Annotated in this window: 20 protein-coding genes; 1 reads left to right on the plus strand and 19 read right to left on the minus strand. The window is 35.4% G+C overall.

Translation table 11 applies throughout. The annotated features are described in order from the left end of the window. Positions 1-33 precede the first annotated feature (33 nt). The 11 genes from MKY46_RS14485 to MKY46_RS14535 form a co-directional block, all read right to left on the minus strand. The gene (locus tag MKY46_RS14485) at positions 34-1,449 is read right to left on the minus strand and encodes a M20 family metallopeptidase (RefSeq protein WP_340834609.1); all 1,416 of its coding nucleotides are present in this window, start codon (positions 1,447-1,449) and stop codon (positions 34-36) included. Between the two features lie 16 nt (positions 1,450-1,465). Then, positions 1,466-2,686 carry an MFS transporter gene (locus tag MKY46_RS14490; protein WP_249646103.1) on the minus strand — a complete coding sequence of 407 codons (1,221 nt, stop codon included), beginning with the start codon at positions 2,684-2,686 and terminating at the stop codon, positions 1,466-1,468. Positions 2,687-3,019: 333 nt separating this feature from the next. Continuing rightward, the gene (locus tag MKY46_RS14495) at positions 3,020-4,321 is read right to left on the minus strand and encodes a hypothetical protein (RefSeq protein ID WP_036122937.1); all 1,302 of its coding nucleotides are present in this window, start codon (positions 4,319-4,321) and stop codon (positions 3,020-3,022) included. A 162-nt stretch (positions 4,322-4,483) separates the two neighbouring features. Continuing rightward, a complete protein-coding gene (locus tag MKY46_RS14500; protein WP_340834611.1) occupies positions 4,484-7,351 on the minus strand; it encodes a hypothetical protein in 2,868 nt (955 codons plus the stop codon). Between the two features lie 180 nt (positions 7,352-7,531). After that, the gene (locus MKY46_RS14505) at positions 7,532-10,591 is read right to left on the minus strand and encodes a hypothetical protein (RefSeq protein ID WP_340834614.1); all 3,060 of its coding nucleotides are present in this window, start codon (positions 10,589-10,591) and stop codon (positions 7,532-7,534) included. 217 nt (positions 10,592-10,808) lie between these two features. Beyond that, complete coding sequence (locus MKY46_RS14510) at positions 10,809-13,163, minus strand: ATP-binding protein (protein WP_340834616.1); 2,355 nt, start codon at positions 13,161-13,163, stop codon at positions 10,809-10,811. Then, positions 13,136-13,294 (minus strand): competence pheromone ComX, encoded by a 159-nt coding sequence (gene comX / locus MKY46_RS14515; RefSeq protein WP_036125665.1) that lies wholly within the window; start codon positions 13,292-13,294, stop codon positions 13,136-13,138. Before comX ends, MKY46_RS14510 begins: the two co-directional genes overlap by 28 nt. A gap of 278 nt (positions 13,295-13,572) precedes the next feature. Continuing rightward, positions 13,573-13,965 (minus strand): SMI1/KNR4 family protein, encoded by a 393-nt coding sequence (locus tag MKY46_RS14520; RefSeq protein ID WP_340834617.1) that lies wholly within the window; start codon positions 13,963-13,965, stop codon positions 13,573-13,575. A 35-nt stretch (positions 13,966-14,000) separates the two neighbouring features. Further along, a complete protein-coding gene (locus MKY46_RS14525; RefSeq protein ID WP_340834619.1) occupies positions 14,001-14,942 on the minus strand; it encodes an ADP-ribosylglycohydrolase family protein in 942 nt (313 codons plus the stop codon). Between the two features lie 644 nt (positions 14,943-15,586). Then, positions 15,587-15,970, minus strand: coding sequence for a hypothetical protein (locus MKY46_RS14530; protein WP_036125675.1), 384 nt, complete (start codon positions 15,968-15,970; stop codon positions 15,587-15,589). A 372-nt stretch (positions 15,971-16,342) separates the two neighbouring features. Then, positions 16,343-16,897, minus strand: a complete 555-nt coding sequence (locus MKY46_RS14535) for an imm68 putative immunity domain-containing protein (protein WP_340834621.1) — start codon at positions 16,895-16,897, stop codon at positions 16,343-16,345. Between the two features lie 796 nt (positions 16,898-17,693). On the opposite strand from MKY46_RS14535, the gene MKY46_RS14540 reads away from it, so the two are divergent. Further along, positions 17,694-18,230, plus strand: a complete 537-nt coding sequence (locus MKY46_RS14540) for a hypothetical protein (protein ID WP_330493193.1) — start codon at positions 17,694-17,696, stop codon at positions 18,228-18,230. A 75-nt stretch (positions 18,231-18,305) separates the two neighbouring features. Here the strand turns inward: MKY46_RS14540 and MKY46_RS14545 are convergent, their stop codons facing one another. The 8 genes from MKY46_RS14545 to MKY46_RS14580 form a co-directional block, all read right to left on the minus strand. Continuing rightward, entirely contained in the window at positions 18,306-18,845 is a 540-nt protein-coding gene (locus MKY46_RS14545; RefSeq protein WP_340834622.1) for an imm11 family protein, read from the minus strand. Positions 18,846-19,031: 186 nt separating this feature from the next. Continuing rightward, the gene (locus MKY46_RS14550) at positions 19,032-19,565 is read right to left on the minus strand and encodes an RHS repeat domain-containing protein (RefSeq protein WP_180957843.1); all 534 of its coding nucleotides are present in this window, start codon (positions 19,563-19,565) and stop codon (positions 19,032-19,034) included. 129 nt (positions 19,566-19,694) lie between these two features. Further along, entirely contained in the window at positions 19,695-19,949 is a 255-nt protein-coding gene (locus MKY46_RS14555; RefSeq protein ID WP_036127392.1) for a DUF7660 family protein, read from the minus strand. 33 nt (positions 19,950-19,982) lie between these two features. After that, on the minus strand, positions 19,983-21,644 hold the full coding sequence (locus tag MKY46_RS14560; protein WP_340834624.1) for an RHS repeat-associated core domain-containing protein: 1,662 nt from the start codon (positions 21,642-21,644) through the stop codon (positions 19,983-19,985). 135 nt (positions 21,645-21,779) lie between these two features. Further along, on the minus strand, positions 21,780-22,409 hold the full coding sequence (locus MKY46_RS14565; RefSeq protein WP_230593887.1) for a hypothetical protein: 630 nt from the start codon (positions 22,407-22,409) through the stop codon (positions 21,780-21,782). Between the two features lie 50 nt (positions 22,410-22,459). After that, positions 22,460-23,683, minus strand: a complete 1,224-nt coding sequence (locus MKY46_RS14570) for an RHS repeat domain-containing protein (protein ID WP_340834627.1) — start codon at positions 23,681-23,683, stop codon at positions 22,460-22,462. Between the two features lie 158 nt (positions 23,684-23,841). After that, the gene (locus MKY46_RS14575; protein ID WP_058844143.1) at positions 23,842-24,897 is read right to left on the minus strand and encodes a hypothetical protein; all 1,056 of its coding nucleotides are present in this window, start codon (positions 24,895-24,897) and stop codon (positions 23,842-23,844) included. A gap of 5 nt (positions 24,898-24,902) precedes the next feature. Next, the gene (locus MKY46_RS14580) at positions 24,903-26,513 is read right to left on the minus strand and encodes an RHS repeat domain-containing protein (RefSeq protein ID WP_340834630.1); all 1,611 of its coding nucleotides are present in this window, start codon (positions 26,511-26,513) and stop codon (positions 24,903-24,905) included. Between the last annotated feature and the right edge of the window lie 209 nt (positions 26,514-26,722).

Below are 26,722 nucleotides of genomic sequence, written 5' to 3' on the forward strand. Positions count from 1 at the left end.
CCTATGAAGACTCCATCCAATGTCGCTAGCCTTTTATAGCTTAGGAGGCTGTGTTCCCTCTGGAATTAATGATACATATGTTTCTCCATCAAGACGTTCCTGCCATTCCTTTTTCGCTTCCTCGATATAGGCTGGATTATTAAGCACCGCAATAGCCGTACAAGCCATGATTTTAGCCGCCTGTAGCATCCCTTTATGCGCGATTGGCATAACTCCTTGAGAGACAACCTGCCATGTATGTAGTGGTGTTCCTAATGCCATACATACCGTTGTACATTGTACAGTTGGTACATTCCAGCTGACATCTCCTACATCTGTTGAGCCACCCATAATAAATTCGGGTAGCATGCCTGGAACGTGATCAGCAATCACTTTTCCCTGTAATTGCTTGATATCTTCTTTACGCAAGCCTATTAATGAGGCGGCTTGTACTTCAGGAGTAAACGTATTGAAAATAGCCTGCGCATACTGCTCATCCTCTATTGTATAGTGTGGCATGCCAATTTCAAGTATTTGTTGATACATCACATCATAAAGCGTTTTATTAGTAATCAGATTTGAAGCAGCACCGTCAAAATCAACTTCCACTGATGTGCCTGTCATCAGTGTGGCACCCTTAGCAATATTTTCAACGCGCTGATAAATTTCCTGCACTTGCTGCTTTTTAGGTGCTCTGATCAGATACGTTACCTCTGCATATGGTTGTACTACATTCGGTGAAGTTCCACCTGAATTCGTAATAGCATAATGAATACGAGCTTCTGGAATGATATGCTCTCGTAAATAGTTTACCCCAACATTCATAAGCTCAACAGCATCTAAAGCGCTTCGCCCAAGATGCGGTGCGGCTGCTGCATGTGCACTTTTGCCTGTAAACTTAAAAGTTGCGGCATAGTTTGCTAGAGAGCTACAAGTCATAACCGTTGAAAATGTACCTGGATGCCAAGAGATTGCAATATCCACATCGTCAAAAAGACCAGCTTTCGCCATATAAGCTTTACCAGATCCATTTTCCTCTGCAGGACAGCCATAAAAACGGATTGTTGCCGATTGATGATTTTGCTCTAAATAATCCTTCACTGCAACAGCAGCTGCAAATGCACCTGTTCCTAATAAATTATGACCACAGCCATGTCCGCTTCCACCATTCTCAAGAGGTTCATGTTGTGTAACCCCACCTTTTTGACTCAAACTGGGAAGTGCATCATATTCACCTAAAAAGGCAATTACAGGCTTTCCACAACCATAAGTCCCAACAAGCGCCGTTTCAAGCCCAGCAACGCCAACCTCTGTTTGAAAGCCCTCTTTCTCTAACGCCTCTTTCATATATTGCATGGATTTTTTCTCTTGAAAATGAAGCTCAGGCACAGCCCAAATAGCATCACTTAATGCTACACTTGCCTCTTGTTTGGCTTCAATTAACGCAGAAATTTTTTCATGAAAACTCATTTTTATCCCTCCAATTTTATGCTTTCAACAATATTCCTTTTTGGTCATTTAGGGTGACAAGCGACACAATACAGATAAGCGCAAAGCCAATTAACATCCAAAAGGCTGCATCAAAGGAGCCATTAAAGGCATCGACCATAAATCCAATCGCCATTGGCGTGACAAAGCCCGCTAATTGCCCCCCTGTATTCGCAATCCCCATTGCCGAGCCTGTAATAGAAGAGGGTAATTTCTTCAGTACAATAACAGGTAGTAATGTAATGACAAACGCAATAAAGATAGAAACAACTGTTTGATAACCAATAAATAACGTCACTGTTTTTGCAGTAAACATTAAATACAATAAAAGACCAATAACTGCACAGGAGATGGAGCCTAACACTTTCTCCATTCCTTTTGGTAACTTATCAATGATATATCCACTACCATACACACCAATAATCGTTGTAATGGCAGGAATTGTTTGTGCCCAGCCAATGGACATTAGATCCAATCCGCGATTTTTTTGCAGATAAGTCGGAATCCAGGAAACCAAGCCCCAGTTCACGGCATAAATACAGAAATAAGCAATAATTAAATTCCACATCAACGGTGTTTTCAATAGTTCTTTAAAGTTCACTTTGTGTGCAGGATTTTCTGTACTAGCATCTTCTGCTTCATTTTGTGGAAGTTTAATATATTTCCAATATAAAAAGGCAATAATAGCGCCAATAGCTCCAATAATGATAAACATCATGCGCCAGCCAATCGTCCCTAATAAATAAGCTGCTAGCAGCGGCACGATGAGTGAAACAATGCCACCAGAAGTAAGCATGATGGACATCGCTCTGCCTCTTTCCTCTTTTGGGAAGATTGTGGCAATAATTTTAGAGCTTGCTGGCTGAAATCCACCCTCGCCAATCCCAAATAAAAATCGAATCACAATCATCGCTGTTAATGACCAAGCAATCGCTGTTAGACCCGTAAAAATAGACCACATAATAACAGCCATCAATAAAATTCTTTTAGCGCCAAATTTATCTGCCAGCCAGCCACCTGGTATTTGCATAATGGCATAGCCTAAAAAGAAAGCGCTTAAAATGATACCCGTAGAAGATGCATCCAGTTGCAAATCACCCGTAATCGATACAACTGCATAGTTCATAATGTAGCGATCTAAATTACCTAAAGACCAACCTAAAAATAATAGTGCAAGGATGACATTTCTAGATTTTTTCGTTACTTCATTTGCTGTCATTCATATCCCTCCCATTGATCAGAAACATTTTCTTGATTGCAATGTTTGCTTCATTGCTCTTATTGTTCTTGATGATCTTTGCCCCCTTGCCATAACTAGTAAAATCAACACCCCTTTTATATACCGACATTTTCGTTATATATTCGTATAATAATCAAAGTTCTATGAAATGACAATATTTTTTTGAAAATTTCTAATAGATAATCGTCTTTGATTTACTAAAAAGGTGTACAATTCGTTGATGTAGCTGGGTTGCTCAAAAAATGCCTAATTCTAAAAATAGCAAAAAAATGCCCCAAACCATTTAATGGTTTGGGACATTTTTGCAAGATTCTAAACAAGCTGATACATTTTTATTGGTCTACCACGTGTATGCTGTAACTCTTCTCCACAGATTCTCGCTAAATCTACATTACATAAATCAGCTACGATCCGTTGGGCATTTCTTTCGCTCATTTGAAGCTGTGTCGCTAAATCCTTTGTTGTGAAATGCTTCCAGTGCATTTTCTGCACGAGTGCATTTATTTTCATATACGTTTTAATACTAATATTACCCTTTTTTAGTTTTTCTAAAATATAAGGATCTTCTGCTCGATAGGAATAAGCAAGCTCTTCTACATTCCCAACCGATTCAATAATCGTGCCATCATCCTGAATCATGACAATATCAATCGCTTCATTTTCCTTTGTCTGTCTTAGTCCTCGATGTGCATGTAACTCAGCATTAAATACCGTTTGAGCAAAACCAATGCCTGCTGTCACCTTTGCTTCCATTTCGATCGACAGCTGGTACATTTTTTCTTGTAAAAATTTTATTTGTCCTTCGATGGCTCCCCTTGTACTAAAAATAGTATACTTTCCATTTCCCTCTTCAATAAGAGAGCCATCTATCTGTTCACAAAGCTGGAGCAAATATTCCTTCGTGCGCAATTCTAAATATTGAATGCGATAACCTTGCTTCATGCGCTCTTTCAATGAATCGAAGTCCTTTATTTCAAGCATAACTGCACCAATTTGTGTTTCTTTATAGTAGGATGTTTTGATTTTTTCAGTAAAAAGCTGAACGGTATGGTAAATTTCCGTTTTCGTCGGTGAAACCCAATAAGATGGAACACCCTGTTTCCTCAGCTCTTCATCAACAGAAGGATAGCAAGTAATGGCAAAATCAATCTTTCCTTCCTGCCAGAGACTATAGTGGAAATTAAATAACTCCTGCGGATCAATGGCCACATCGAATTCCTTTAAATACATGTGATTTACATTGTGCTGAATCTCCGCGAGACTCTCTGACGCCATTTGAGAAGGGGATGGGATGATATCGATACTAACATTTTCAATAAACTTTTTTTGTTGATAGGACTGCTCTAAAAATCCACGATAAATGGCAGCCTCTGAAAAAATAATATGAGCCAATTTCTCCTGAGAAACATTCGTTTGACGAGCAAGCTTATAAGGGATATAGCCAGAAAATAGCCAGAAATCCACGTCCTGATTATGTTTCTCTACTAGATGCTTTGTTTCAGTTGCTACTTCATAAACATACGGAATAAATTCCATATCCTGTTCAATTTCCCGTGCTAATGCAATAATTCTTTCAACGGATTTAACGGGACCAACAACACCTATTTTATACATCTTTCGTTCCTACCTTCTTTGTGCAACTGCAATCGTTATGTAAAAATTTTCTTTCTCTGTTGTACATAGTATAGCGGACAATTTAATGACAAGACAAATAAAAATGGCTTCCTGTATAAAGAAAAGCCCCGAAAACAGTTCGGGGCCATCTTTGAATAAAAATTATTTTTCAGTTGGATACATTTTTGTATAAAGTAATTCTAATTTTTTGGAAAGCTTACCATAAGCAGTTTGCCATGCCTTCCGAGCCGCATCATCGCCATCTGCTTTGTATAAAGCATGGACTTCTGCTACCTTTTTCAAATCATTTTCAGCCTGAGTTAGCTTCGAATAATTTTTAACAATTTTCTTATCAGTAGCACTTAATTCATCATACTTGGCACGAATTTCTTTCACTTTGTCCTCTAAACCATCCACATACTCGCCTTTTACAAGGAGAGAATTTATGGATTCAATTAACATTAAAGCATTTTCATTCGTTTGTTGCTGACCTTGTTGCTTCTCCATAATTAATTGTCTAGTCGCCGCATCAATAAGACTCACTTGTTTAGACGTTAGCTTTTCAAATGCCTTAATGACTGTGCTCGGATTACTACTAAACGATTTTTCATAGGTCTTCATAAAGGATTCTACTTTTTTCACATCAGCTATTGCAGCTTTTAAAATATCATAATTCGTAATCAGCTTTTTATCACTTGAGCTAAGACTACTATATTGTGTAGAAAGATTTTGAATTTTTTCCATTGAAACGGTATAGAGATCATTTGAAACGATTGTTGCAATTTCATTATTTAGCTGTGTGATATTCGGTGCATTTTCATCGATAATTTGATTATTTAATAAAGCTTCATACTGTTCTTTTGCTAAATGCTGCTGATTTGCAGGTAATTTTGCATAAGCCTTTTGCACCGTTTCAATTTTTTTAGCTTGTTTCGCAGCATCTGTTTCTTCTCTAGCTGTCTGTACTTTTTTATGGAATGATTTTACACCTGAAATATCCTTCTTCGCCGCTGTTAATAAGTAATAATTCGTCACGTATTTTCTTCCACCAGAAGATAGTGCTTTATAGGATTCTGATGCTGTATCAACAGCAGATTCTAATTGTTTAAATGTAAATGTAGTAACATTTGCCAATTTCGCGATATTCGCCTTTAAAGCCTCAGCTGCTGCCTTATCAGCAGGCACTTTACCATTGTCATCAATCGAAACTTTTGGCGTATTCAGTAAAAAATCATCTGCATTATATACAAGAGACTGTTGTAATGTCGTCAGCTTATTATAAGCTTTTAACGCACTGGAATAACTTGAAGTCAATTTACTTTCCTTAACACCTGTTATGCCCATCAACTTCTGATAAGCGTCCATATCTTTTATTACTTTTTCAGCCGTTTTCAAATCCTTTTGTAGCGTGACAAGATTATCATATCCAATAATTTGTGCTGCTGATGCTTTCGTTAAGCTCTTATATTCTTTAATCATTCGATTAACATTATTGACATGACTTTGCCATGAACTAGCCGATGGATTGATTGGATAGATATCATCGCCAATATAGCTGTCTATATCATGATTTAGTGCAGCAATTTGACTTTCTTCAGCACTTTCCGCAACCGTTAAACGCTGCAAATACGTATCTGATACTAATTTTAATTGCTTATATGTTAATTTTTCATAGGCAGAACGAATGGACTTGGCAGCCGTAACTTGCTTATTCGGCGTATTATTTGGTGATAATTTATCAAATGACTTAATAAATTGCTCAACCTTTTTAATATCCGCTTTAGCTTCCGTTAAAATAGTCTGATTTTGAATAGCGCCTCGGTAATTTTGGGATAGCTTTGCGATATCCGCTTCAATGCTAGTAACTAGCGTTTGTAGGGCATCCTTATCTGAAGGTACATATTGCGCGAGAGAATTCTCGTAGGATAGTAAATGAACAATTGCTTGATTTAGTCTTCGTACTTCTGTTATTTCCTCAAGGTCATTTGGCTCATTTAAAAGATCTTTAATGTTCGTATATAGGGTATCATTCACATCTAAGCTACGTTGTAACTGATCGAGCTTATTATATGCCTCTTCAATTTCTTGAATATATTTAGGTCGGTCTTTTTCATTAACGTCCTTTATTTTATCGACTTTTTCTTCTAATTTACTGACTAGTTCCACATCAGCAAGTGCTCTCTTTAGGACTTCATAATTGGACACATTTGCTTTAGCTGGTACTGATAAGGCTTGATATTTACTTTCTAATGCTGTTAGCTGTCCCTTAAATGATTCTAGGCTCGATACATTGTATTGATTATCATGCACCAGTAAGGCCTTAATATCATTCATTAACGTATCCGTTGGTTCTTTAGATACAGTAATAGCGGTAGAGAAATCTGACTCCACAAACGCAGTACCTACCTGTGCTTTTACTTTGACAATAATATCTTTGATGCCCTTTTCAATGGCATCCTTTGGTATTGTATATGTGCCACCAGTGGCTCCCTCAATAATGGTAAAGGAACTATCACCAAGTTTATAAAACCATTGATAACTATATGTAATTTGGCCACTCTGTAATTTCGCGCCTGCTTTATCCGTTACAGTAACACCTGCCACTTTAACGGTTTCCCCAGGTGCAACAAAATCAGAAGCGGAATAGCCCTCCAGCGTTGGAGCTGTTATCTCAAGATCTAATTGATTAATCTTACGTGTTTCACTTTGAAACTTTTTACCATCAGTTGTAGTAGCCTCCACGAAAATTGATTTTCCAGCCGCTTCAACCGGTACTTTTAAAGTAGACGATGTAGCACCTGAAATTGGCTTATTCGTCGTATTTTTTGAACCATCTTCACCATCAATTTTCTCTAAATAATACCATTGATAAGCATTAACTACTGTATTTTCTGGCAATTTATCAACTGTTAATGTTTCATTGACAATATTTTGTCCAGTAATGATAACCGTTTCTGCTGCACCTGCTACGGTTGGTACAATAAGTGCTACAGGAATAGCTGCTGCTGTTAAAAATAATTTCTTATTCAAATCGATTAACCTCCTCTATCCATCTAATGAATTATATCGACCATAAAGCCATAATTTCCTTTGTTCTGCAGAAAGAATTCTAAAAAGTGTATTTTCTCCTGAATTAATATTAAGACAATAATAATATTTTGATTAAACAATAAAAAATCTAGCAGAGATTGTCTGCTAGATTGCTGTTTATTATAAGTTTATTGATTCATATAGCTGTTCTAATTTCTTAGATAATTTATTATATGCCTTTTGCCATGCTTGCTCATCACCCTCAAGTAATTTTACTTCTCTCACTTTTTGTAAATCACTTTCAGCCTGTGTAAGCTTGCTATAATTTTTGACAAGTTTTTGTTGCATAGCTGTTAAGTGATTATATTTGTTCTTTATATCAATTATTCGATTTTCTAAGTCCGACACATAATATCCATCTATTTGTAATTCATTGATTGAATCAATCGTCTCTAATACAAGATCATTGGCTGTTTGCTCACTTGTTTCCATTTTTTGAATCTCTTCCAATAAACTCGTTAACTGTCCATTCATCTCGGCCTCATAGCCCTCTAATAAACTAATCTGTAGCGTTGTGAGCTTTCGAAAATCTTTCATAATCGCCGATGGATTTTTTTCTAGATTCGTCTGGAATTTCTTAATGAAGGACTCAACAGCTTTGACGTCACTTATTGCTTGTTTAAGATCCTGGGCATTGGTAATTAGTTTTTTCTCAGCAGAGGAAAGAGCATTGTACTTGTTAATCATATCCTTTACTTCATTTAGCGAAAAAATATAGCCATTTGCATCCATAAGTTCTTTATTTAAGTCATTATAATTCTCTGTATATTCTTCGATTTTATTGCTGATTTTTACATAAAGAGGTTGAGCTAATTCTTGCTGAATGGCATTTAATTTGCTGTATGCTTTTTGAACAGTCTGTAGCTTCGAATATTGTTTAGTGGAATCTGCTACAGATAATGCCTCATTGACCTTCTTATCAAAGGATCTGACCGCTCTCACATTGGCTTCGGCAGCTTTTAAGTCTGCATAATTTATCACATATTTCTTTACGCCCTTAGGCAACTCTTTATATTTATTGACTAATTCGTCCACAGCTCTAGCATAGCTTTCAAAGTCAGATGAATCGTTAAGAGCATTTTTAATGTCATCACTGAATTTCTTACCTACAGTTGCATCGTTACTTGTCTCACCAGGAATCTCAGTATTCGTAGGAATTTCATTCAAAAGAGTAGCATTATAAACATACTTTTGCTGAGATATGGTTAATTTATTATACGCTTTTAATGCAGAATGAAAGGCCGACTGTATTTTGTTAAATTTCGTTTCAGGTTTTAATAGCGCATTATATTTTTCTATTTGGATAATGACTTTTTCAGCTGCCTTTAAATCCTTTTGCATTTGAAGCATTTCGTTTTTTGTCGCCATATCATTATAGGACTTTAAACTTTTTTGCAGTGAGATGATGGTATTAACTTTCGATTTAAGTGTTTCCCATTCATTCGCTAATCCTGCTGCCCCTTTCACCTCGGCTAGCAATTGCTCCAGCTCTTCGATTGTCGTACGTTCTGCGTTTTCAGCTTCCACTAAGAGGGGTAGCTTATATTCTACCAATCCTTGCTGACGTAAGTTCAGCTTCAAATAGGCTGACCGAATGCTTTTAGCTGTTGCTACCTTTTGTTTAGGCGTCTGTCCTTGCAATTTATCAAATAGCTTTTCAAATTTTTGTGCACTTTTTAAATCCGCTTTTGCCATTGTTAAAATGGCTTGATTTTGCACAACCGTTTTATACTCCGGTAAAAGGGCATTAATTTTAGCATCTATATCTGCTATTTTTTCCGCTAAGACATTCGTTGTTTCTGGAGCGTATTGTGAGATCGGATCCATACCGCCTCCCAATAACTCTGTAATCAGTCTATTGATTTCACCAAGCTTTGCAAGCTCCTTTTGACTATCTGGATTTTTCAGCAATAAATCTACTATTTGCTGATATATATTACCAGCATCTAAGCTTCGTTGTAAATAATCCAGTTGATCATATTCAGCCTTTAGTTGTTGAAGCTGTTGGAGGCTACTCTTTCCATCTAATGCTTTTATTTGCGCTGCAAGACGCTCTACTTTGGCAATATCAGCTACAGCACGCTGCAATATCGAGTAGTTTGTCACCTGTGCCTTTGCTGCTGGTGTTAATTTTTGATATTGATTGTCTATCTGAGATAGAACTGACTTTATATCTTCTCTATAGATAACACGTTTTTGGGTATCCATTGTGAGCAACGTGGCAATTTGTTTTTCAATAGCTTTTATGTGATTGTCTGAAATACGGATTGGCGTTACGGCAATACCAGAAATCACTTGATCTCCCACTTTTGCAGTAACCTTCACCACAATATCCTTCATTGCTGAATCCTGTGTATCTTTAGGAATCATATAGGAAGGAGTGGATGCATTGGGGATGATAGAATAACTACTCCCTACCTTATATAGCCATTGATAGGTAAACGAAATTTGTTTCGACTCTAACGTGATTTTTTGTGAAGTATCCGTTTCTGTTGTAACGACAGGGATTTTCACTTTAAGCGTATCTCCAGGCACGACAAAATCTCCACCTGTGAAGCCTTCAAATTCAATTGCTTCTATACTTAAATTCAGCTTCTGAATCTTTTTATTCGGACTTACATACACCAAACCATCTTCTGTTTTGGCCTCCATAAAGATCAGTTTATCAGCAGCTAAAGGTGGTATAACGAGCTCTAATTTCGTTTCATTTGCAATGGGTTTCGCCTTATTATCTTCTAGGACATACCATTGAAAATTTGTAAATACAGTCGGTTTATTTGTGTTACTTGATAAACCTTCAATTTTAGCGACTAACTTACCATTCACATAATCATTGCCTTCAGTCAAAAGAGTTCCTTTAACAACGATTTTTTTACTTTCATACATTTTCCCACGGTCATCTTTAACCTTAACAATAATGGATTTTCCTAATGCATCTGAAGGTATTAAATAGACGTTGCTAGTTTGTGAAGAAAGCAGCTCCTCTACGCCCGCTTTCACAAAATACCATTCGTACTGATAATGAGCATCTTTTGGTAAGGAGGTGATATCAGCCTTTAATTCTGTCCCTACCATACCACTTCCTTCAATAGTTACCTGCTCTGAAGCAGCATGTGCACCGACAGGCATAATAATAGCTGCTGGGGCTACTGCCATTAGTAAGAATTTTGCCTTAGTCATTCAAAACCCGCTCCTTACATTATGTATATATCACATATTATAGCAATACTTTCCACCTACTAGCAATGACACTTCAAATAATAGAATCTCTAATGAGAGCGTTTCACTAGTATAAAATGTTATGAAAAAACAAAAGCCTTCTAATCCACATTCGTAGCATCGACGAAGAGATTAAAAGGTGAAAAAAAGTATGCCTATGTGCTTCCGCTTCATTTGCTTATCCACGAATCATATAAGTTGGACGGTTCAGGGTACTGTACGTATAAGAGTGTGTATGATTCGTTTCACTTACGATAATTCGAATGGTCATCCCTTCTCCTACTTTGCTGTCTAAGGTGAATTTCCCATTAAAAGCCTGAACTCGCTCTTGCATACCTTGAATGCCCATAGAATCGGCAAGTAAAATATCATCTATATGACAACCCACCCCGTCATCGGTATACAATATTTCAAAGCCCTCTTCGGTGCCCAATAAATAAATTTCTACTGTATTGGCATACGAATGCTTTAAAGCATTGTTTAATAATTCTTGGAACAGTCGATAAATCATTAAATTCAAACGCTCATCCTCTAAATAAAGACGGTCAATGGTATAGATCAAGACAAAATCAGCGCGTTTATGGATTTTTTGTATAAGCTTCTCAAGTGCTGCATTTAAACCCAATGTATCTAAGAGTGGAGGCTTTAAATTTTCACAATAGCCCCTTAAATCATTCAATGAGGTAAGCATATGTTCATGAAGCTTCACAAGTTTTGTGGGGATCTCCTCTTTTTCCTTTGTATGCATGAGAACACCCATTTCTCTCGCAATATGAAGCTGTTCTTGTAAAATCGTATCATGAAGTTCTTGAGCAAGCTGATATTTTTCTTCCTCGAAACGTAGCCAAAGTAATTTGTTGAGCCATGGCAGCTGTCGATTATCAGCCTCTTTCATATGCTTTAACTGATTTAAAAGCTCCTCGACCATTTTTGTATTTTCGATAAAATTATTTAAATAGAGCAGCAGCAATTCGAGCCATAACAATTCCTCATCCTTCAGATAAATCGATTTATTATGATCCACAACAAGAATGCGTTTATAATTTGCATCTTGATGAATAAAGGCGATATAGAAATGATCGGTTTTTTTAATATCCCCTAAACCTAATCGTTCGACTAGAACCTCATCAATCTGATGCTGCGTGTATTCCTTGGATTTGTTCGTCAATGTCACTTGATGTGTTTGAAAATCATAGGTTAAAACATATACCCTTTCCATTTCAAGCTGGAGCACAACCTCCTGCACAAATTTCTCCAATAAATCCTCAATCTTTACAACTCTCCCAATACTATCGACGGTTGTATACAAGCGGTGGATGTAATCCCCTTTTGTAGAAAATAAAATTTTCCGCTTACGATAATCAATCCGCTCTTTTATATAAAACAAAGCCATTAACGATAGAAAGGCAAAAAAGAAAATCTCCGTCATGCGCGTAATGGATAGATCGGTCAATAAATATAAACCGGCTAATAACCAAATTGTAAAGCCAAAGGAAAAATTAAAATAATAACGTAATCGAGAAATAAAATACTCCATATCGAAAATACGTTCAGTTAGCTGTGTGAATATGAAGCTAAATGGAATAAGCATTAAAAAAAGTGAACATACATCGGCGGATAATAGTTGTTTATGAAATAGGATTTCAGGTAGTGCGTAAAGAAATAAAAAAGGCAAAAATGGGATGATGATACTACTTAATAGTATTTTTAATTGTGGAGTTCTATATTTGAAATATCCTTCTATTATAATTCCAAGAATTAATAGTAATAAGAAGAAAAATAACCCCAAAATGATATATGAATTTTGAAAATGAGTTGAAGGATACAGAACACTGAAAATACTAAGTAATACACCAAAAATAGGAATGACATAAACAGTACTAATTCGCTTTATAAACAACCATTTTATATCTATGAATTCAAAATATATCTTCAAAAAGTGCATTAATATCACTAAACATAGTAACATGCTGCTACGGTTGATTATAATACCTACAATATTTAATCTACTAGAAGCTCCACTACTAACATAAGCCAATGAAACTGTTAAAATAAAAAGAATTAACAAATTAATAAGAATCGTATTTTTTTGTTTATATTTTAAATATAAAGTGATAAGCAAAGTTAGTATAAAATAACAAAAAGGGACTATTAAAACATAATAAAATTGTTGAGGTATATCAGATAACTTTATTTTTAAGTTTATAACAGTCCCATTACTTTTCATTACAGTCAATTCTCTAGCAGATCGAACTACAGGTTCATACGCTAAATCTTGAATATTGTCTATTTTCATACCATTAACTTCTAAAATTATATCCCCTGTAGTAAGTTGCTGTTTTTCAGCCCACTCTTTGTAATATGGCTCCGTTAAAATCCATTGTCCATCCGCTTTTTGTACCTTCAAACTCAAAACAGGCTCACTATATGTAACATTTAGTAAATATAGACCTAATACCAAATAAATACTTATAGTGAGCCAAAACCATTTTTTTTTATTTAAATTTAATACCAAATTGTGCTTTCTAAACATATATCTTCATCAAACGAATCCAAGATTGCCTTTTGTTCAAGTGCTGAAATACCAATAAGAGAAGCTTTTTTTTCTTTTAACAATGTTACCAACGACGGATTTTGCTCTAAATATTGAATAACGTTAATCATTAAAATCTCCTCATTTCATTAGTTTTTTTAAGATTATAGTTACAAGTATTTGCCAATAAGTTCTTTATCAAAGTAATTATTAACCATATATGTAACTACATTTTCATTATACTATCTCCCTCCAATAATTCAACATAATTTTCTAAAAAATACAAAAAATTAATAGGATATGTAATAATTTTGCTATATTTCTCAAATTAAATTCTCCAAAAATATACATAAAATCAAATAAAAAGCCTATTCCCAATAGCAGGAATAAGCTTCTAATAGTTGCATAGCTATACTGTTTCTAACTGACAGCCATCTTGTAGCCACTTGTTTAAATCGGATGTGATTAACGTAGCATGTTGGGGATTCATATCACCACAATCCACCGCAAAAACGTGACCATCCTCTCCTTGTCTATTCATTAGAAAAACCATTCCACCTCCATCATCACCAATGGCTATATAGCCCTTCGCATATTCTGCTACTTCCCAAGTCTCGTTTCTTTCTAGCAATTCTACTGTACCGTAAATTAACACGCCGTTAGTGAACGATAAACCATTCATCTCTTTTAAGACATATCGATAAACTTGAGGGAGATGGAAAGTCAGGCCCTTCTCCACATGTAGAATTTCGTGCTCTGTAGCAGGTGGATTGGCCGCCGCACTATTATGTAGTGGGTACATTTCGTCACCATCCTTTCATTTGAAATAGCTTACACCTAAGCTGCACAAAATTCGTAAAATGCCATGATTAAGTGGTCAATCTCTTCTTTCTTAATCATTTTATCTAACCATTCATGTGGAATTTCATCCATATTCTTATACATACCCGCAATAGCGCCCGTAATGGCTGCAACGGTATCTGTATCTTCTCCCAGATTTACAGCCCTTAGAATAGCCTCTTTAAACGTTGTAGAATTACCTACACACCAGATTGCGGCCTCTAGTGAATGGACAATATAGCCACTTGAGCTAATATCACGCTCTGCAATCTTTAAAAAGTTTTCCTCAAAAATCCTTGCATATGCATTTAGCTCCGCTCGCAGATCATCCTGTAAATGACTTTGGAGCAATGAATATACCTCCTTTAAGGCTGCTTCTAGCGTATTATTTCGATACAAGCTTAATAGCAATTCAATATAAATGATGGACCCAACGATTGAACGTGGATGGGCATGCGTAATTTCTGTATATTGTTGTACCCACGCTTTTCTTTTATCAAAATCTAACTCATTCATCACCACAAATACGATAGGCGCTATCCTCATAAGGGTGCCATTGCCATTATCAAACTCGCCCGTTTTCCCACAATGCTCAGGTAAAACACCATTTTTATAGTTCGTAACGGCTTCAGCAGTCGTGATGCCTATATCAAACATTTCTCCAAATGGTGTAAGATAGCTCTGCTCCATGTATCGTACAAACTTATTCATTAAGGTTTTCGTATCGCCTTTTTCAATGATATTTTCGACTAAACATAACGTTAAAGAAGTATCATCAGACCAAGTACCTGGTGGCTGATTGTAAGTACCATACCCGGTCACATCCTGCACATGAAAAGTCCCTCTTTGCTTAAACTCAACAGGTACTCCCATTAGATCACCGATAATTCCACCATATAATGTTGCAAACACTCGTTCCTTCAAATTTGTATCTACCATCGGATGTCACTTCCCCTTTCTATGTCAAACATAATACAAAAAAGACGATAATTGAAGATGTGAATCTTCCCCCATCGTCTGTCCTATAAAGTGGACTCTATTGATATTTTTTCATAAATATTTATGTTTAAACTAATACCTCAATTGACTTTAGCAAAAACATATCTTTTATCTTCGTGTGGACACAAACAGAAGAGCATTTAACTGTTTCCAACAAACTACTTGTAATAAATTATAAAATTTTCGATAGTTTACTACCGACAAACGAATGCCCCCACCCGTTATTCGAGCCTATTGAAAATATAGTGTTTTTCTATGCCAAATTCCATATATGTAATATCCAAACTTTCTTCTGAAACCTGATATTCAATATAGTAATAATCAAATCCAATTTCTTTAAACAGCTCACTTTTGTCATCAAAACATGCTGGTCACATTTCTACCATTCCATCCATTACCAGTATCATTTTCGCTCGTTTGAAAAAGCATACACATTTCTCGTTCTTTAAGAACCTTTAAATCTCTTAATTATAGTATTACTGACCCTAAGTGTCTCCTATTGCTTTTACACGAAAACCAACGAAACATAAAAAAACTATTGGTAGACAGTTAAGTAGTATACAAGCACCTCTGAATTCAAAACATTAAAGCTCTACTTCACCTGCTTGATCTTGCTCTAGATGAACAAGTGGAACAGGAGAGTAAATAAACGTATCCCCGTCGTCTTCAAGCTTATACATGATACAAAACAAAGCTGAACCTCGCTGATTGCCACTCGGTATAGAGAAAATCATAGCTGGACAACGCAGCTCAGCAGAATGAACGCTTGCACAAAGATCTTTATAAGTAATAGTAGCAAGGTTATCGATATCTACAAGATGCTGTTGACAATCTCCCATAACTAGCATGTAATACTCTATATTCTGATTATACTTATTCACAAAGCTCTGCTTATACTCCTCAATGCTAAGAAAGCAGCACTCCCAATCTAAAGGTGGGAAACTTAACACATAACGATAGAACTTCAATTCCTTATTCCTCCTCTTTTTGAAATCAAGCTATTGAGAATAATTGAAAAGGGGATTTTTTTGATAGCCTTTTTAATCTTTTCAATTTCTTTCTTCAATGGCATTTTGTTTCCTTTGCTCCTTTACTCTAAAATATTCATCATAAAAGTTCTCGTTATGAAGTTGAGAAATTAAATTTGCTAACTCAAACTACCTAGTATATTAATTGAAATATTCAACATGTTTTCTGGACTAAAATCTTCAAGATCATGATTATAAAAAACACTGAACCCTTCCTACTACCAGTAATTTACATATCCAATCCCAGCCTCAGACTCTTCTATGTAATCTTAAAATGGTTCATCTTATAATACACTTGCCGCATCTAAAAAATTATTCCTGGAACTTCACTATATTTTCATGACCCATTAAATTCTCCAATTGTCCGATCAGTTCTGTATTAATTTCCTTACATTGCTTTGCAATTTCTCTCATATCATCTTCAGGACAAAACTCCTCCAAATCATAGCTATAAGAGTGATGAATAAAATCCTCTAATATCCCCCTTAGCAAAGCCAGTTCTTCTTTTTCCACTTTTAAAGAAATAACAGCATTTTTGTCCATGATGCCGCCACCTAAATCTGGAAGACAAACCTTACCGTTTTTTTGACATTCAACAATAATAGCCGAAACATCCATCAAAAGATTGATTGCACAACCTATATCCTGACGATACCCGTTATCGCTAATAAAGTAAATATCTTTCGTTTGACGTAAGTCTTTTATTTCCCAAGCATTCTTCAGTTGGAAATCTTGCAACATATTTTTAACGTTTATTTCTGCTGGAATTTCCATCTTAAATTCTCTGTTAGCCAAGTAGTCAATTAAAGTGCAAGTATCATCTGTCCCGCCAATATATTCTCCCCACCATCGTTCAATGTACATCATCGCTTCTATTCATTCCCCTCCAATTATTTGTTCAGCCAATTTGGAAAATTGGTTGTAATTGTTTTCCCTATTCCCTTTATCTTCTTCCAATGTAACAAGAGCAAAGTTTTCCACTCTTCTAGTCTCTCAATAACACCTAAATGAGCATAATCAAGAAACAGGGGCTTTCTCGTCCAGCAATATCGCTCCCAGTTTATCTTGCCTCTAACGCCCTACTCAAATACGACCTTGCTACATTAACCCAAACTGTCAGTATTTCGTATTCAAGTAAATCGTAAAGAAGAAGCTTTATGCTGAATTAGCGAATTACTGCCCCTGATACCTAAACGGAATGAAATGCTGCTCACCATCACCAGTGAACTCTTTGACTCTGCCATAAATATCAAGCTCAGCTGACCAAACCCTATTACCTTATTCATCATAGGTTTCAGTAGATGTTCCAAGATAATCACTAGTAACACTATAATAACCTTCATTCGCGATTTTTGCAGAAGGGACAAAGCATCATGAAAATACCCATGCAACTAGATTATTTGCGATGTCGGCGTTTGTCTATGAAGCATTCCGTACCAAATCCCCAAATATATCTGAATTATCTTGCAAGAAATGCTCATGGAGAATTGTATTCCCATCCCACACCAATCTCATAGTTTATTTGTTAGATCCCAACCAGAATTAAAACTTTACCAAAATCGTTCACCCTAATGGATAATATACACAAAAGTATTTATTTAAATTAATATCTTATCTAGTATATATGGTGAAATTAAACAAAAAATATTGGAGGAATAATAAAATGATACCTTTTGAAGAGAACATGAAAATTTGGAATGACACCTTAGAGGAAATTAGTCATCCTATTTATAAATCTATTTTAAATAACTTTCATACAGATATGATTCAAGAAATTTCATTTAACATCAAAGCTGATATTGTCCAAAAGGATTTTGATTCAATTATGAATTATTCATTAAAGTACATTTTACAATCTCTTTTCATTCAAATTAAAAAGTCAAAAGAATTCGAATTAATGGAATTATTTTTTGGAGATAAAGTATGTGATGAGTTTGAAAAGCTACTTCTTATGGATGCTATTGATATTTCTTACCATATAGATGATTTTATTACTGAGAAAGAAATGGAGGAAGAAGGTATTAGTGTGGACGACTTAGATAACTTTCTTAATATCATTGTGAATTTTAATGAAAAGCAGTTTGCAATATTAAAACTTACTAACTCTGTCTGTGAGCTAGGAGAATTAGCTTTTCTAAATCTAGACACTTCAGATACATTCATTAATGGTAACCATTATAGTGACTATGAAGAGAAATAATTCTCTTCATAGCACTGAGGAAATTCATATTATGAAATAAGAGTATGTTTAAAATATGCTATTCACTTATTAGAGTCAAAGTCCTGTCCCTACTTTCATAAAACGCAATCCATTAATTCCATTTTTTTCAATAAAATCTTTAAAATTTTGTGTACAGAAATAAAAGTTGTTAATTCTAATATCTCTAAAAATAGTTTCATTTTCTATTTTTTCTAAATTAAATCTAATGTTTTCACCTCGCAACATTGCAAGAGATTCTTGCATATCTAAACCATCAAAATTAATTGCTGTTAAAACATTTGTTATATTTATATATGTATAATCCTCTGAAATACCTTTGATTTTTATGGGGAGGGTTTCTATATTTTCTGAAAATTCATCAATAAAAAACTTTTCAAATTTCTTTTTTACTATTAATGTAGCTCCATAACAACGTGAATCAAAATCTAACAATTTTCCTCTATTCAGTTTATCTTCTGAAATACCAAATATCTCTGCGTTCCAATCCAGAGTAATTTTTTGCCCTGTAAAAGTTGAAAAAAGACGAACATAGTCCTTATTTAAAAAGGTTAAATCTTTAAAATCATCATCATTTACAAATCTATATACATTCATTTACAAAACTCCCTTTACCAAATTTTAACGTTAAATAATAAATCCGTCCTAATATTTTCTAGCTCAGCTAACACTGCTTCTTTTGCTTTTGCTCCACCAAAACGCTCCGCAGCCTCCAACCTATCAGCAACATTTCTAAAATAATCATTAGTATGGATTATTCTATGATAAGCACCAGGTTATATACTATTTGGATCCATGTTTTAAATAAATCCCATTATCTGCACTATTGACATCAATCTTATGCCTTTCTAGAATATCCCTAGCTCTTTGAGCATTTGGATTTGAATGGTCCCCCGCCACAATATGATGAGCTGCTGAACTTTTATACTTATGCCAAGCACGTTTCATGTACCCTTCATTCTTTCTTAACTCACGATTAGCTTTGTTCATATTTTTCTTTAACTCTTTAGTACAAGAAAGACCAAAAATATCTATTGAGTTATTTGTATCTTGTACATAGCCATATAAGACCAAACCTCCATTAAGCCCAATTGGATCCTTTTGCGTATACATACCCTCAATTGGTGAATAATATCTAAATCTGTTGTAGTAAAGGCCAGTTTCTTCATCCTCGTATTGCCCTTGATATCGGAATGGTATAAAATTCTTGTCACAGGTAAACTCTTTTGACTGACCATAAATATCTAACTCATTGGACCAAACCTTATTACCATCAGTATCGTAGGCTTCAGAAGGTGTACCTAGATAATCACTAATAAGGCTTCTTCAACTAATCAATCGATCTAATAAATTCCTTAAATTGATATATTATTTACACCGCACTCATCAATTTAAAGTCTTTCCATACAAATTTCACATAACTAATTCTTTTTTAGCGTGGGCCTTTTATTCATATATCTTACCTACATATAGCATAATAGATAATAGTTTCCAGTCAATATTTTTGGGAGTATCTAAACCAGAATTTTCATAAAATCCTTCCATATCTTCCATCCATCCCTCAATGGCTTGAAGAAATAAATCTATAGATTTATTCTCCCATTCATCTATATTTTTTTTATAATCCGCTGATAATAAATTTACAAATTCTAAGAATTGTTGCTTGTTTGATACGTTTTCAATTTTGTTATACCAATCCATATTATTCACACCTCTCTATTTCAACTATTGACTCTATTTTTTCCTACAAATCACCTGTCTAGATCCATCTTCCCTCTTTAAAACAATCGATGTTCCACCATTTTTTGTTGACATTTTAAACCATTGATTCTTCACTTGTTTTTTACTTGCCCAGTTTACTGGAATTTCATCAATACCTGCGAGTCTAAATGCTGCGAGTCTTCTATGATCCAACGTCCATATTTTACCGTCTGTATCCTTCCAAACATTAACTGTAGGTAAGTCACTTACTTTAAGTGAACCATTCTTTAATGATTCAGCATTTTCTAAAACTGTAAATGCACCCGTACTATTCTTGATATTACTCTGCATAAAATGAATTTCATTTGGATCTAACGAAAGAGGTTTATTTCCTGATAACTCAGCAAAATTAAATTTAGGTTTTGGCTTTAATCCAAATGGATCATTTATAGCATTCGTATCACTAACATACCCATAAAGCGTAGGATTCCCACCCGCAAGTCCAATCGGATCTATTTGAGTATAATTCCCTTGTTCTGGGTCGTAGTATCGGAATCGGTTATAATACAATCCAATTTCAACATCCTCATACTGCCCTTGATATCTAAATGGAATAAAGTCTTTCTCACCTGTAACTTCTTTCACTCGTCCATAAACATCAAGTTCAGCTGTCCAAACCCTATTCCCTTTTTCATCATAGGCTTCAACAGGTGTTCCAAGATAATCACTAATAATACTATAATGACCTTCACTCGTAATCTTTGCAGAAGGGACAAACCCTTCATTAAATACCCATGTAACTAGATTATCTGCTATAGCAGTATCGGTTTGTGAAGATTTTAGATTGTCTAAAGTATCTGCAGCATTCTGCGTGGAATACTCATGCAGAATCGTATTACCATCCCATACAAAATGCGTTGCCTTATCCTCAGAACGCTTCTCTATTCGCCTACCTAATGAATCATACTTGAAAGTAACTTCCGTATTATCTGGCCTAATGACCTTCGCCATCATTCCATTGCCACAGTACTCATACTTCCACGTATCACCATTCTTTTCAACTTTCTCTACGAGATTTCCTTCTTCATCATAAGAGAATTTAGCATCTTTCGTTTCTAGTAATCTACTACCAGCGCCATAGACACGATCTTTTTTGTCTTTTGTTTCATACAAATTCCCGACATCGTCCACGCTGCGGTATAAGAAATCAAATTGGCGACTGTCTTGATTGGCCCACACAAGGTTACTAAATTCGTCGTAACCATAAGTCACTTTTACACCCGTTAGCTCGTTGACCATACTGCGTAATTGATGATTGATGTCCCAATTGTAGGCACGTCTTCGTGTATCTCGGCTTTGGCTACTTACGCGATGGTGTGTTGGTCTACCTGTGATATCATATTGCCATTTACTAATGACATCCCCTGGCAGGATACGCTCAATCTCTTGCCCAAGTTCATTGTACTGCATCGAGGCTGTCCACTGGGCTTGTTCGGAGCGAGAGGCAGTCATTTGTAAGATATTGCCCAGCTCATTACGCGTGACATCGATTTTGGCACCGAGGCTACTTGTTATTTGGGAGCGATTGCCTAATTCGTCATAGCTACTGGCAATCCAATGGTCATTTTGCCACTCTTTGATGACTTGCCCAGATGGGTCTCGCTCTAGCTTGACGGTTACATGCTCGTTTTCCATTTCTAGTAGCGGACTGTTTTTGTCATAGCAAAACATTTCTTAGATGTAACGGAATGATAACTGTTCACTTATGAATGGTATAAAAAAGAAGGCTTAAGCGCCTTCTTTTTTATTTTTCAGCTATTATTTATCAAACTATGAATATTGCCAATATCCTACTATTGGATCCTTTATCGAATCCTTCGTCACAATTGCATACAAATACACAGCACCAAACCCAAATGGAAGACTTGTGCCTGAATGGAATAATCCACTTGGATAACCGTCCTCATCAATTTGACACAAGAAATTATATCCATTTTTTTCTAATTCTCTGTAATAATATTCCTCTTCTTGGATATGAAAAGGATTCCCTCCAAATTTAATAAAAAAAGGAGTTTCAAATGCTTGTTCTTCACTTACTAAAATACCTTCTGAAATATAGTGTTTATCTATTCCAAATTCAGTGTAAGTAGAATCCAAACTTTCTATCGAAATTGGATGTTCAAACACATACAATGAACAGTTTGGATATATATTTTTTGAAACACGATTTTCGTATTTTTTTGGTATAAAGATGGAAATCATGTTATTTTTATCTAATGGATTAACAAAACAAAGATAGAAGTTATAGTCAAATCCAATTTCACTTAAAAGTTCACCTTTATCGTCAAAATATGCTGGAGCATTTCCACCAATCCATCCATTACCAACATTTCGGTTTTTGTCTAACTGAAATAAAATACTTTCTTTTCGCTCAACTAATATGTTATTTTTATTCTCCATATTGTTCATCCGAAAAACTTAATCCGGATTTCACACTCCTTTGCATTTAGTTATTTTCTACAGATTAATCCATGTCTTTCACCATGTTCAATTGCTTGTTTTCTTAATTCCATAACTTTTTCAGTTGCAAATACTTTTGCTTCCTTACTGTCCCAACCTCTCGTAATGAGTTCATTCATAATCCCACGTCTTGTTAACGCGGCATTTCTATTAATGTTCTGCAAAGCACTTTGTTTTCTTAAAGTTTCTTCAGAATGCATACCATATTTTTTCTGTAAATTTGTAATACTTTGATGAAGAGGACTCTCTTTTAATGCAATTGCAGGGTTTTGTCTGGAAAGTGGTCCTGTACCTCTTCTAGTTACTCCAGCATTGTATTTTAACCATGCATTTTGTAATATTTCATGTGCTGTAAATCCATCTTTCACATGTAATTTACTTGCATATTCTGCAATTTCAAATTCATTTAACAAACCAAATGGATCAGTCCATGTATTCGAATCTCCAACATACCCATAAAGCGTAGGATTCCCACCTGCAAGTCCAATCGGATCAACTTGAGTATAATTCCCTTGTTCTGGGTCATAGTATCGGAATCGGTTATAATACAATCCAATCGCTACATCTTCATACTGCCCTTGATAACGGAATGGAATAAAGTCTTTCTCACCTGTAAATTCCTTCACTCGTCCATAAACATCAAGCTCTGCCGACCAAACCTTATTTCCTTGCTCATCATAGGCTTCAACAGGCGTTCCAAGATAATCACTTATAATACTGTAATGACCTTCACTCGTAATCTTTGCAGAAGGGACAAAACCATCATTGAACACCCATGTCACTAGATTATCAGCTATAGCAGTATCAGCCTGTGAAGATTTCAGATTTTCTAAAGTATCCGCACCATTCTGCGTGGAATACTCATGCAAAATCGTATTGCCATCCCATACAAAATGGGTAGCCTTTCCTTCCGAACACTTCTCTATCCGTCTACCTAGTGCGTCATACTTGAACTTAATCTCTGTCTTATCTGGCTTCATGACCTTCGCCATCATTCCATTGCCATAGAACTCGTACTTCCATGTATCTCCGTTATGTTCGACTTTCTCTACGAGATTGCCTTCTTCATCATAAGAGAATCTGGCATCTTTCGTTTCTAGTAATCTACTACCAGCGCCATAGACACGGTCTTTTTTCTCTTTTGTTTCATATAAATTGCCGACATCATCGACACTACGATATAAGGAATCAAATTGGCGACTGACAATAGACATCATGTTTTTTCTCTGATAACTTAAATGACCTTTAATATTATGAGAATTTGTAAAATTAACCAAACAGAAAGAGTAGCAAAAAATCCCTCAAATAGGGATTCTTGCCACTCTTTATTTTTCCTGATACATAATCACTCTTCAAATTTGAAACCTCGATTTTAAATGAAACTATAGTTAATAATAGGATTTACATTCTCTATCCTTTCTTCACTTCTTTCAAGAATATACATTGGAATTAATTCATTTCCGAGTTCACCTGACCAAGTACATAAAGAAAGATCAATTTTTTCACCAGTACCCTCCAAACGAATGATTGGCCATTTTTTTTCAAGACATGCAGGCCATGTAAGTAATTCGTCACCAGGAATTACAGATAACTCCTTTATCTCATTTTTTATTTTGTAGGTTCCTCTAACTATGCATTCATCAAGTAGAATTGAATTATTCATTGCTTGAATATAATAATGCCAAGGCTTAATCCCCCAAGTAATAATTAATATTCCCTCTTCAAAACATTTATCAACTAAATTGGTTGTAGTAAATAACTCAACAAGATTTAATGGCTCATCGCCAACTTCAGTTCTTATTAATTCACTAAAAAGTTTTAAATCCACCATAAAAAACCCCAGACTTCCCAAACTTCCATAAACTGAAGAATCAAAAACTTTATTGTTCTTTTTAATATCAGTTGTGTTTTTGAATATTAGCACATAGACAGTGACTGTTTCAATTTTTTGTTCATAATCCGTTAGAAACGGTGGAGATTCCGAGGATAAAAATTCAGGCTTATGAACTCCATGTCTAAAAACTTGAATTTTAATATTGTATTCCCCATATAATTCTATACAATCCTTTCGATAAGAAATTTTTTTAAGTAATACATTATCTCTAAGAGCTTGTTGAATAGTCTCATTTTTATTTTTTTTTATTAATTCCAAATTATTTTCATGTGTATAACAAATAAAATCTTGTTCAAAGAAAGATACATCTTTATATATTTTTTCTGTTATTTTTTTACCTAATATAGCAGAATCCAACAATAGCTGATCTTCATTTTTCACTTCTTCAACAATTAGTTTAAATCTACAAATATCGTATTCGCTTATAGTTTCATTAATAGGGATTTCTAGTGCTAAATTTTTAGTTTTCAAATGTGCATCTTTTATATGGCTAGTACAATAACCTTCTTCAAACCATAAAGCTGTATTTTTCATTAATTTCACCCCTGACAATTTATTGGATATCCTTTTTGAGACGCCCATTCCTTTGTTTCTTCCCAAGCTAGTGCAGGTGTGACATCCGCCTTTAATAACTTCCCTTTTGTGCCATCTGAATTAATAACATGCAAATCTCCTTTAAATTTCTGAATTTCTGAATTATTATAGTGATTTTGCAGACTATCTATCCATTCTTGATTTGTTAAACCTGACTTTTTAAATTGATTTTCTGTAAGTACAGGTTTTGTTCCTGCACCAAGCTCATTATAGCCATGCATCGCAGAATGATTAAGTCCTTCACCTTCTAACCATTGCTCTGATGAGAAATATAAAGCAGGCACACCTGTTTGAGAATTAAATGGTTGGATGCCTAATTTAGTGGCAAGTGTATGTGGAACCATGTGATGTCCTTGATTTACAGGGTTCGATAAAGGCATTAACCCAAAAACATCTATCTGTCTATTCGTGTCACTAACATACCCATACAATGTTGGATTATTTCCTGCCAGTCCAATCGGATCAGATTGGGTATATATCCCCTCACTTGCCGAGTAATAACGGAATCGATTATAGTAGAGTCCTGTTTCTTCATCTTCATACTGTCCTTGATAACGGAATGGAATAAAATCTTTTTCCCCAATGAACTTCTTAACTCGTCCATAAATATCAAGCTCACAAGTCCAAATTTTCTTTCCTTGTGTATCATATGCTTCAACAGGGGTACCAAGGTAATCTCTGATAATACTAAAAACACCTTCTCTTGTGATTTTAGCTATTGGATTAAATGATTTATTATCGTATACCCATGTTATCAAGGATTCATGTATATTTGATAAGTCTTCTGAACAATTGTTCCACTCATGCAGAGTCGTATTCCCATCCCATACAAAATGAGTAACCTTATCTTCAGAACGCTTCTCTATCCGCCTACCTAGCGAATCATACTTGAACGTAACTTCTACCTTATCTGGCTTCATGACCTTCGCCATCATTCCATTGCCATAGTACTCATACTTCCACGTATCCCCATTCTTTTCGACTTTCTCTACGAGATTTCCTTCTTCATCATAAGAGAATTTAGCATCTTTCGTTTCTAGTAATCTACTACCAGCGCCATAAACACGATCTTTTTTGTCTTTTGTTTCATACAAATTCCCGACATCGTCCACGCTACGGTATAAGAAATCAAATTGACCGCCTTGATTAGACCATACGAGGTTACTAAATTCATCATAACCGTACGTCACTTTTACACCCGTTAACTCATTGACCATGCTGCGTAATTGGTGATTCACATCCCAATTGTAGGCGCGTCTTCGTGTATCGCGGTTTTGACTACTTACGCGATGATGTGTCGGTCTACCTGTTATATCATATTGCCATTTACTAATAACATCCCCTGGCAGGATAATCTCTTGCCCAAGTTCATTGTACTGCATCGAGGCTGTCCACTGGGCTTGCTCGGAGCGAGAGGCAGTCATTTGTAAAATATTGCCCAGCTCATTACGTGTGACATCGATTTTGGCACCGAGGCTACTTGTTATTTGGAAGCGATTGCCTAATTCATCGTAGCTACTCGCAATCCACTGTTCATTTTGCCATTCCTTGATCACTTGTCCAGATGAATCTCGCTCTAGCTTGACGGTTACATGCTCGTTTTCCGTTTCTAGTAGCGAACCGTTTTTATCATAGGCAAACGTTTCCCAAGTGCCATCCTAGTAACCTTAGCGAATGACATTCCCTATATTCATAGGAATTGTCCTTTAATTGAACGTCGTCTCCATATGAAAGTTGGCCCGTACAAGACGATTTAAATAGTCAT

It is taken from the genome of Lysinibacillus sp. FSL M8-0355 (genome assembly GCF_038008985.1).
Taxonomy (GTDB): Bacteria; Bacillota; Bacilli; order Bacillales_A; family Planococcaceae; genus Lysinibacillus; species Lysinibacillus fusiformis_D.

What these genes read in the sequence shown, in the direction of transcription:
- MKY46_RS14510 (WP_340834616.1), bottom strand. Translation starts at nt 13,163, where the DNA reads ATGTTTAGAAAGCACAATTTGGTATTAAATTTAAATAAAAAAAAATGG.
- MKY46_RS14495 (WP_036122937.1), bottom strand. Translation starts at nt 4,321, where the DNA reads ATGTATAAAATAGGTGTTGTTGGTCCCGTTAAATCCGTTGAAAGAATT.
- comX (WP_036125665.1), bottom strand. Translation starts at nt 13,294, where the DNA reads ATGATTAACGTTATTCAATATTTAGAGCAAAATCCGTCGTTGGTAACA.
- MKY46_RS14570 (WP_340834627.1), bottom strand. Translation starts at nt 23,683, where the DNA reads ATGTCTATTGTCAGTCGCCAATTTGATTCCTTATATCGTAGTGTCGAT.
- MKY46_RS14505 (WP_340834614.1), bottom strand. Translation starts at nt 10,591, where the DNA reads ATGACTAAGGCAAAATTCTTACTAATGGCAGTAGCCCCAGCAGCTATT.
- MKY46_RS14485 (WP_340834609.1), bottom strand. Translation starts at nt 1,449, where the DNA reads ATGAGTTTTCATGAAAAAATTTCTGCGTTAATTGAAGCCAAACAAGAG.
- MKY46_RS14535 (WP_340834621.1), bottom strand. Translation starts at nt 16,897, where the DNA reads ATGATGTACATTGAACGATGGTGGGGAGAATATATTGGCGGGACAGAT.
- MKY46_RS14560 (WP_340834624.1), bottom strand. Translation starts at nt 21,644, where the DNA reads ATGGAAAACGAGCATGTAACCGTCAAGCTAGAGCGAGACCCATCTGGG.
- MKY46_RS14565 (WP_230593887.1), bottom strand. Translation starts at nt 22,409, where the DNA reads ATGGAGAATAAAAATAACATATTAGTTGAGCGAAAAGAAAGTATTTTA.
- MKY46_RS14540 (WP_330493193.1), top strand. Translation starts at nt 17,694, where the DNA reads ATGATACCTTTTGAAGAGAACATGAAAATTTGGAATGACACCTTAGAG.
- MKY46_RS14520 (WP_340834617.1), bottom strand. Translation starts at nt 13,965, where the DNA reads ATGTACCCACTACATAATAGTGCGGCGGCCAATCCACCTGCTACAGAG.
- MKY46_RS14555 (WP_036127392.1), bottom strand. Translation starts at nt 19,949, where the DNA reads ATGGATTGGTATAACAAAATTGAAAACGTATCAAACAAGCAACAATTC.
- MKY46_RS14490 (WP_249646103.1), bottom strand. Translation starts at nt 2,686, where the DNA reads ATGACAGCAAATGAAGTAACGAAAAAATCTAGAAATGTCATCCTTGCA.
- MKY46_RS14545 (WP_340834622.1), bottom strand. Translation starts at nt 18,845, where the DNA reads ATGAATGTATATAGATTTGTAAATGATGATGATTTTAAAGATTTAACC.
- MKY46_RS14575 (WP_058844143.1), bottom strand. Translation starts at nt 24,897, where the DNA reads ATGAAAAATACAGCTTTATGGTTTGAAGAAGGTTATTGTACTAGCCAT.
- MKY46_RS14525 (WP_340834619.1), bottom strand. Translation starts at nt 14,942, where the DNA reads ATGGTAGATACAAATTTGAAGGAACGAGTGTTTGCAACATTATATGGT.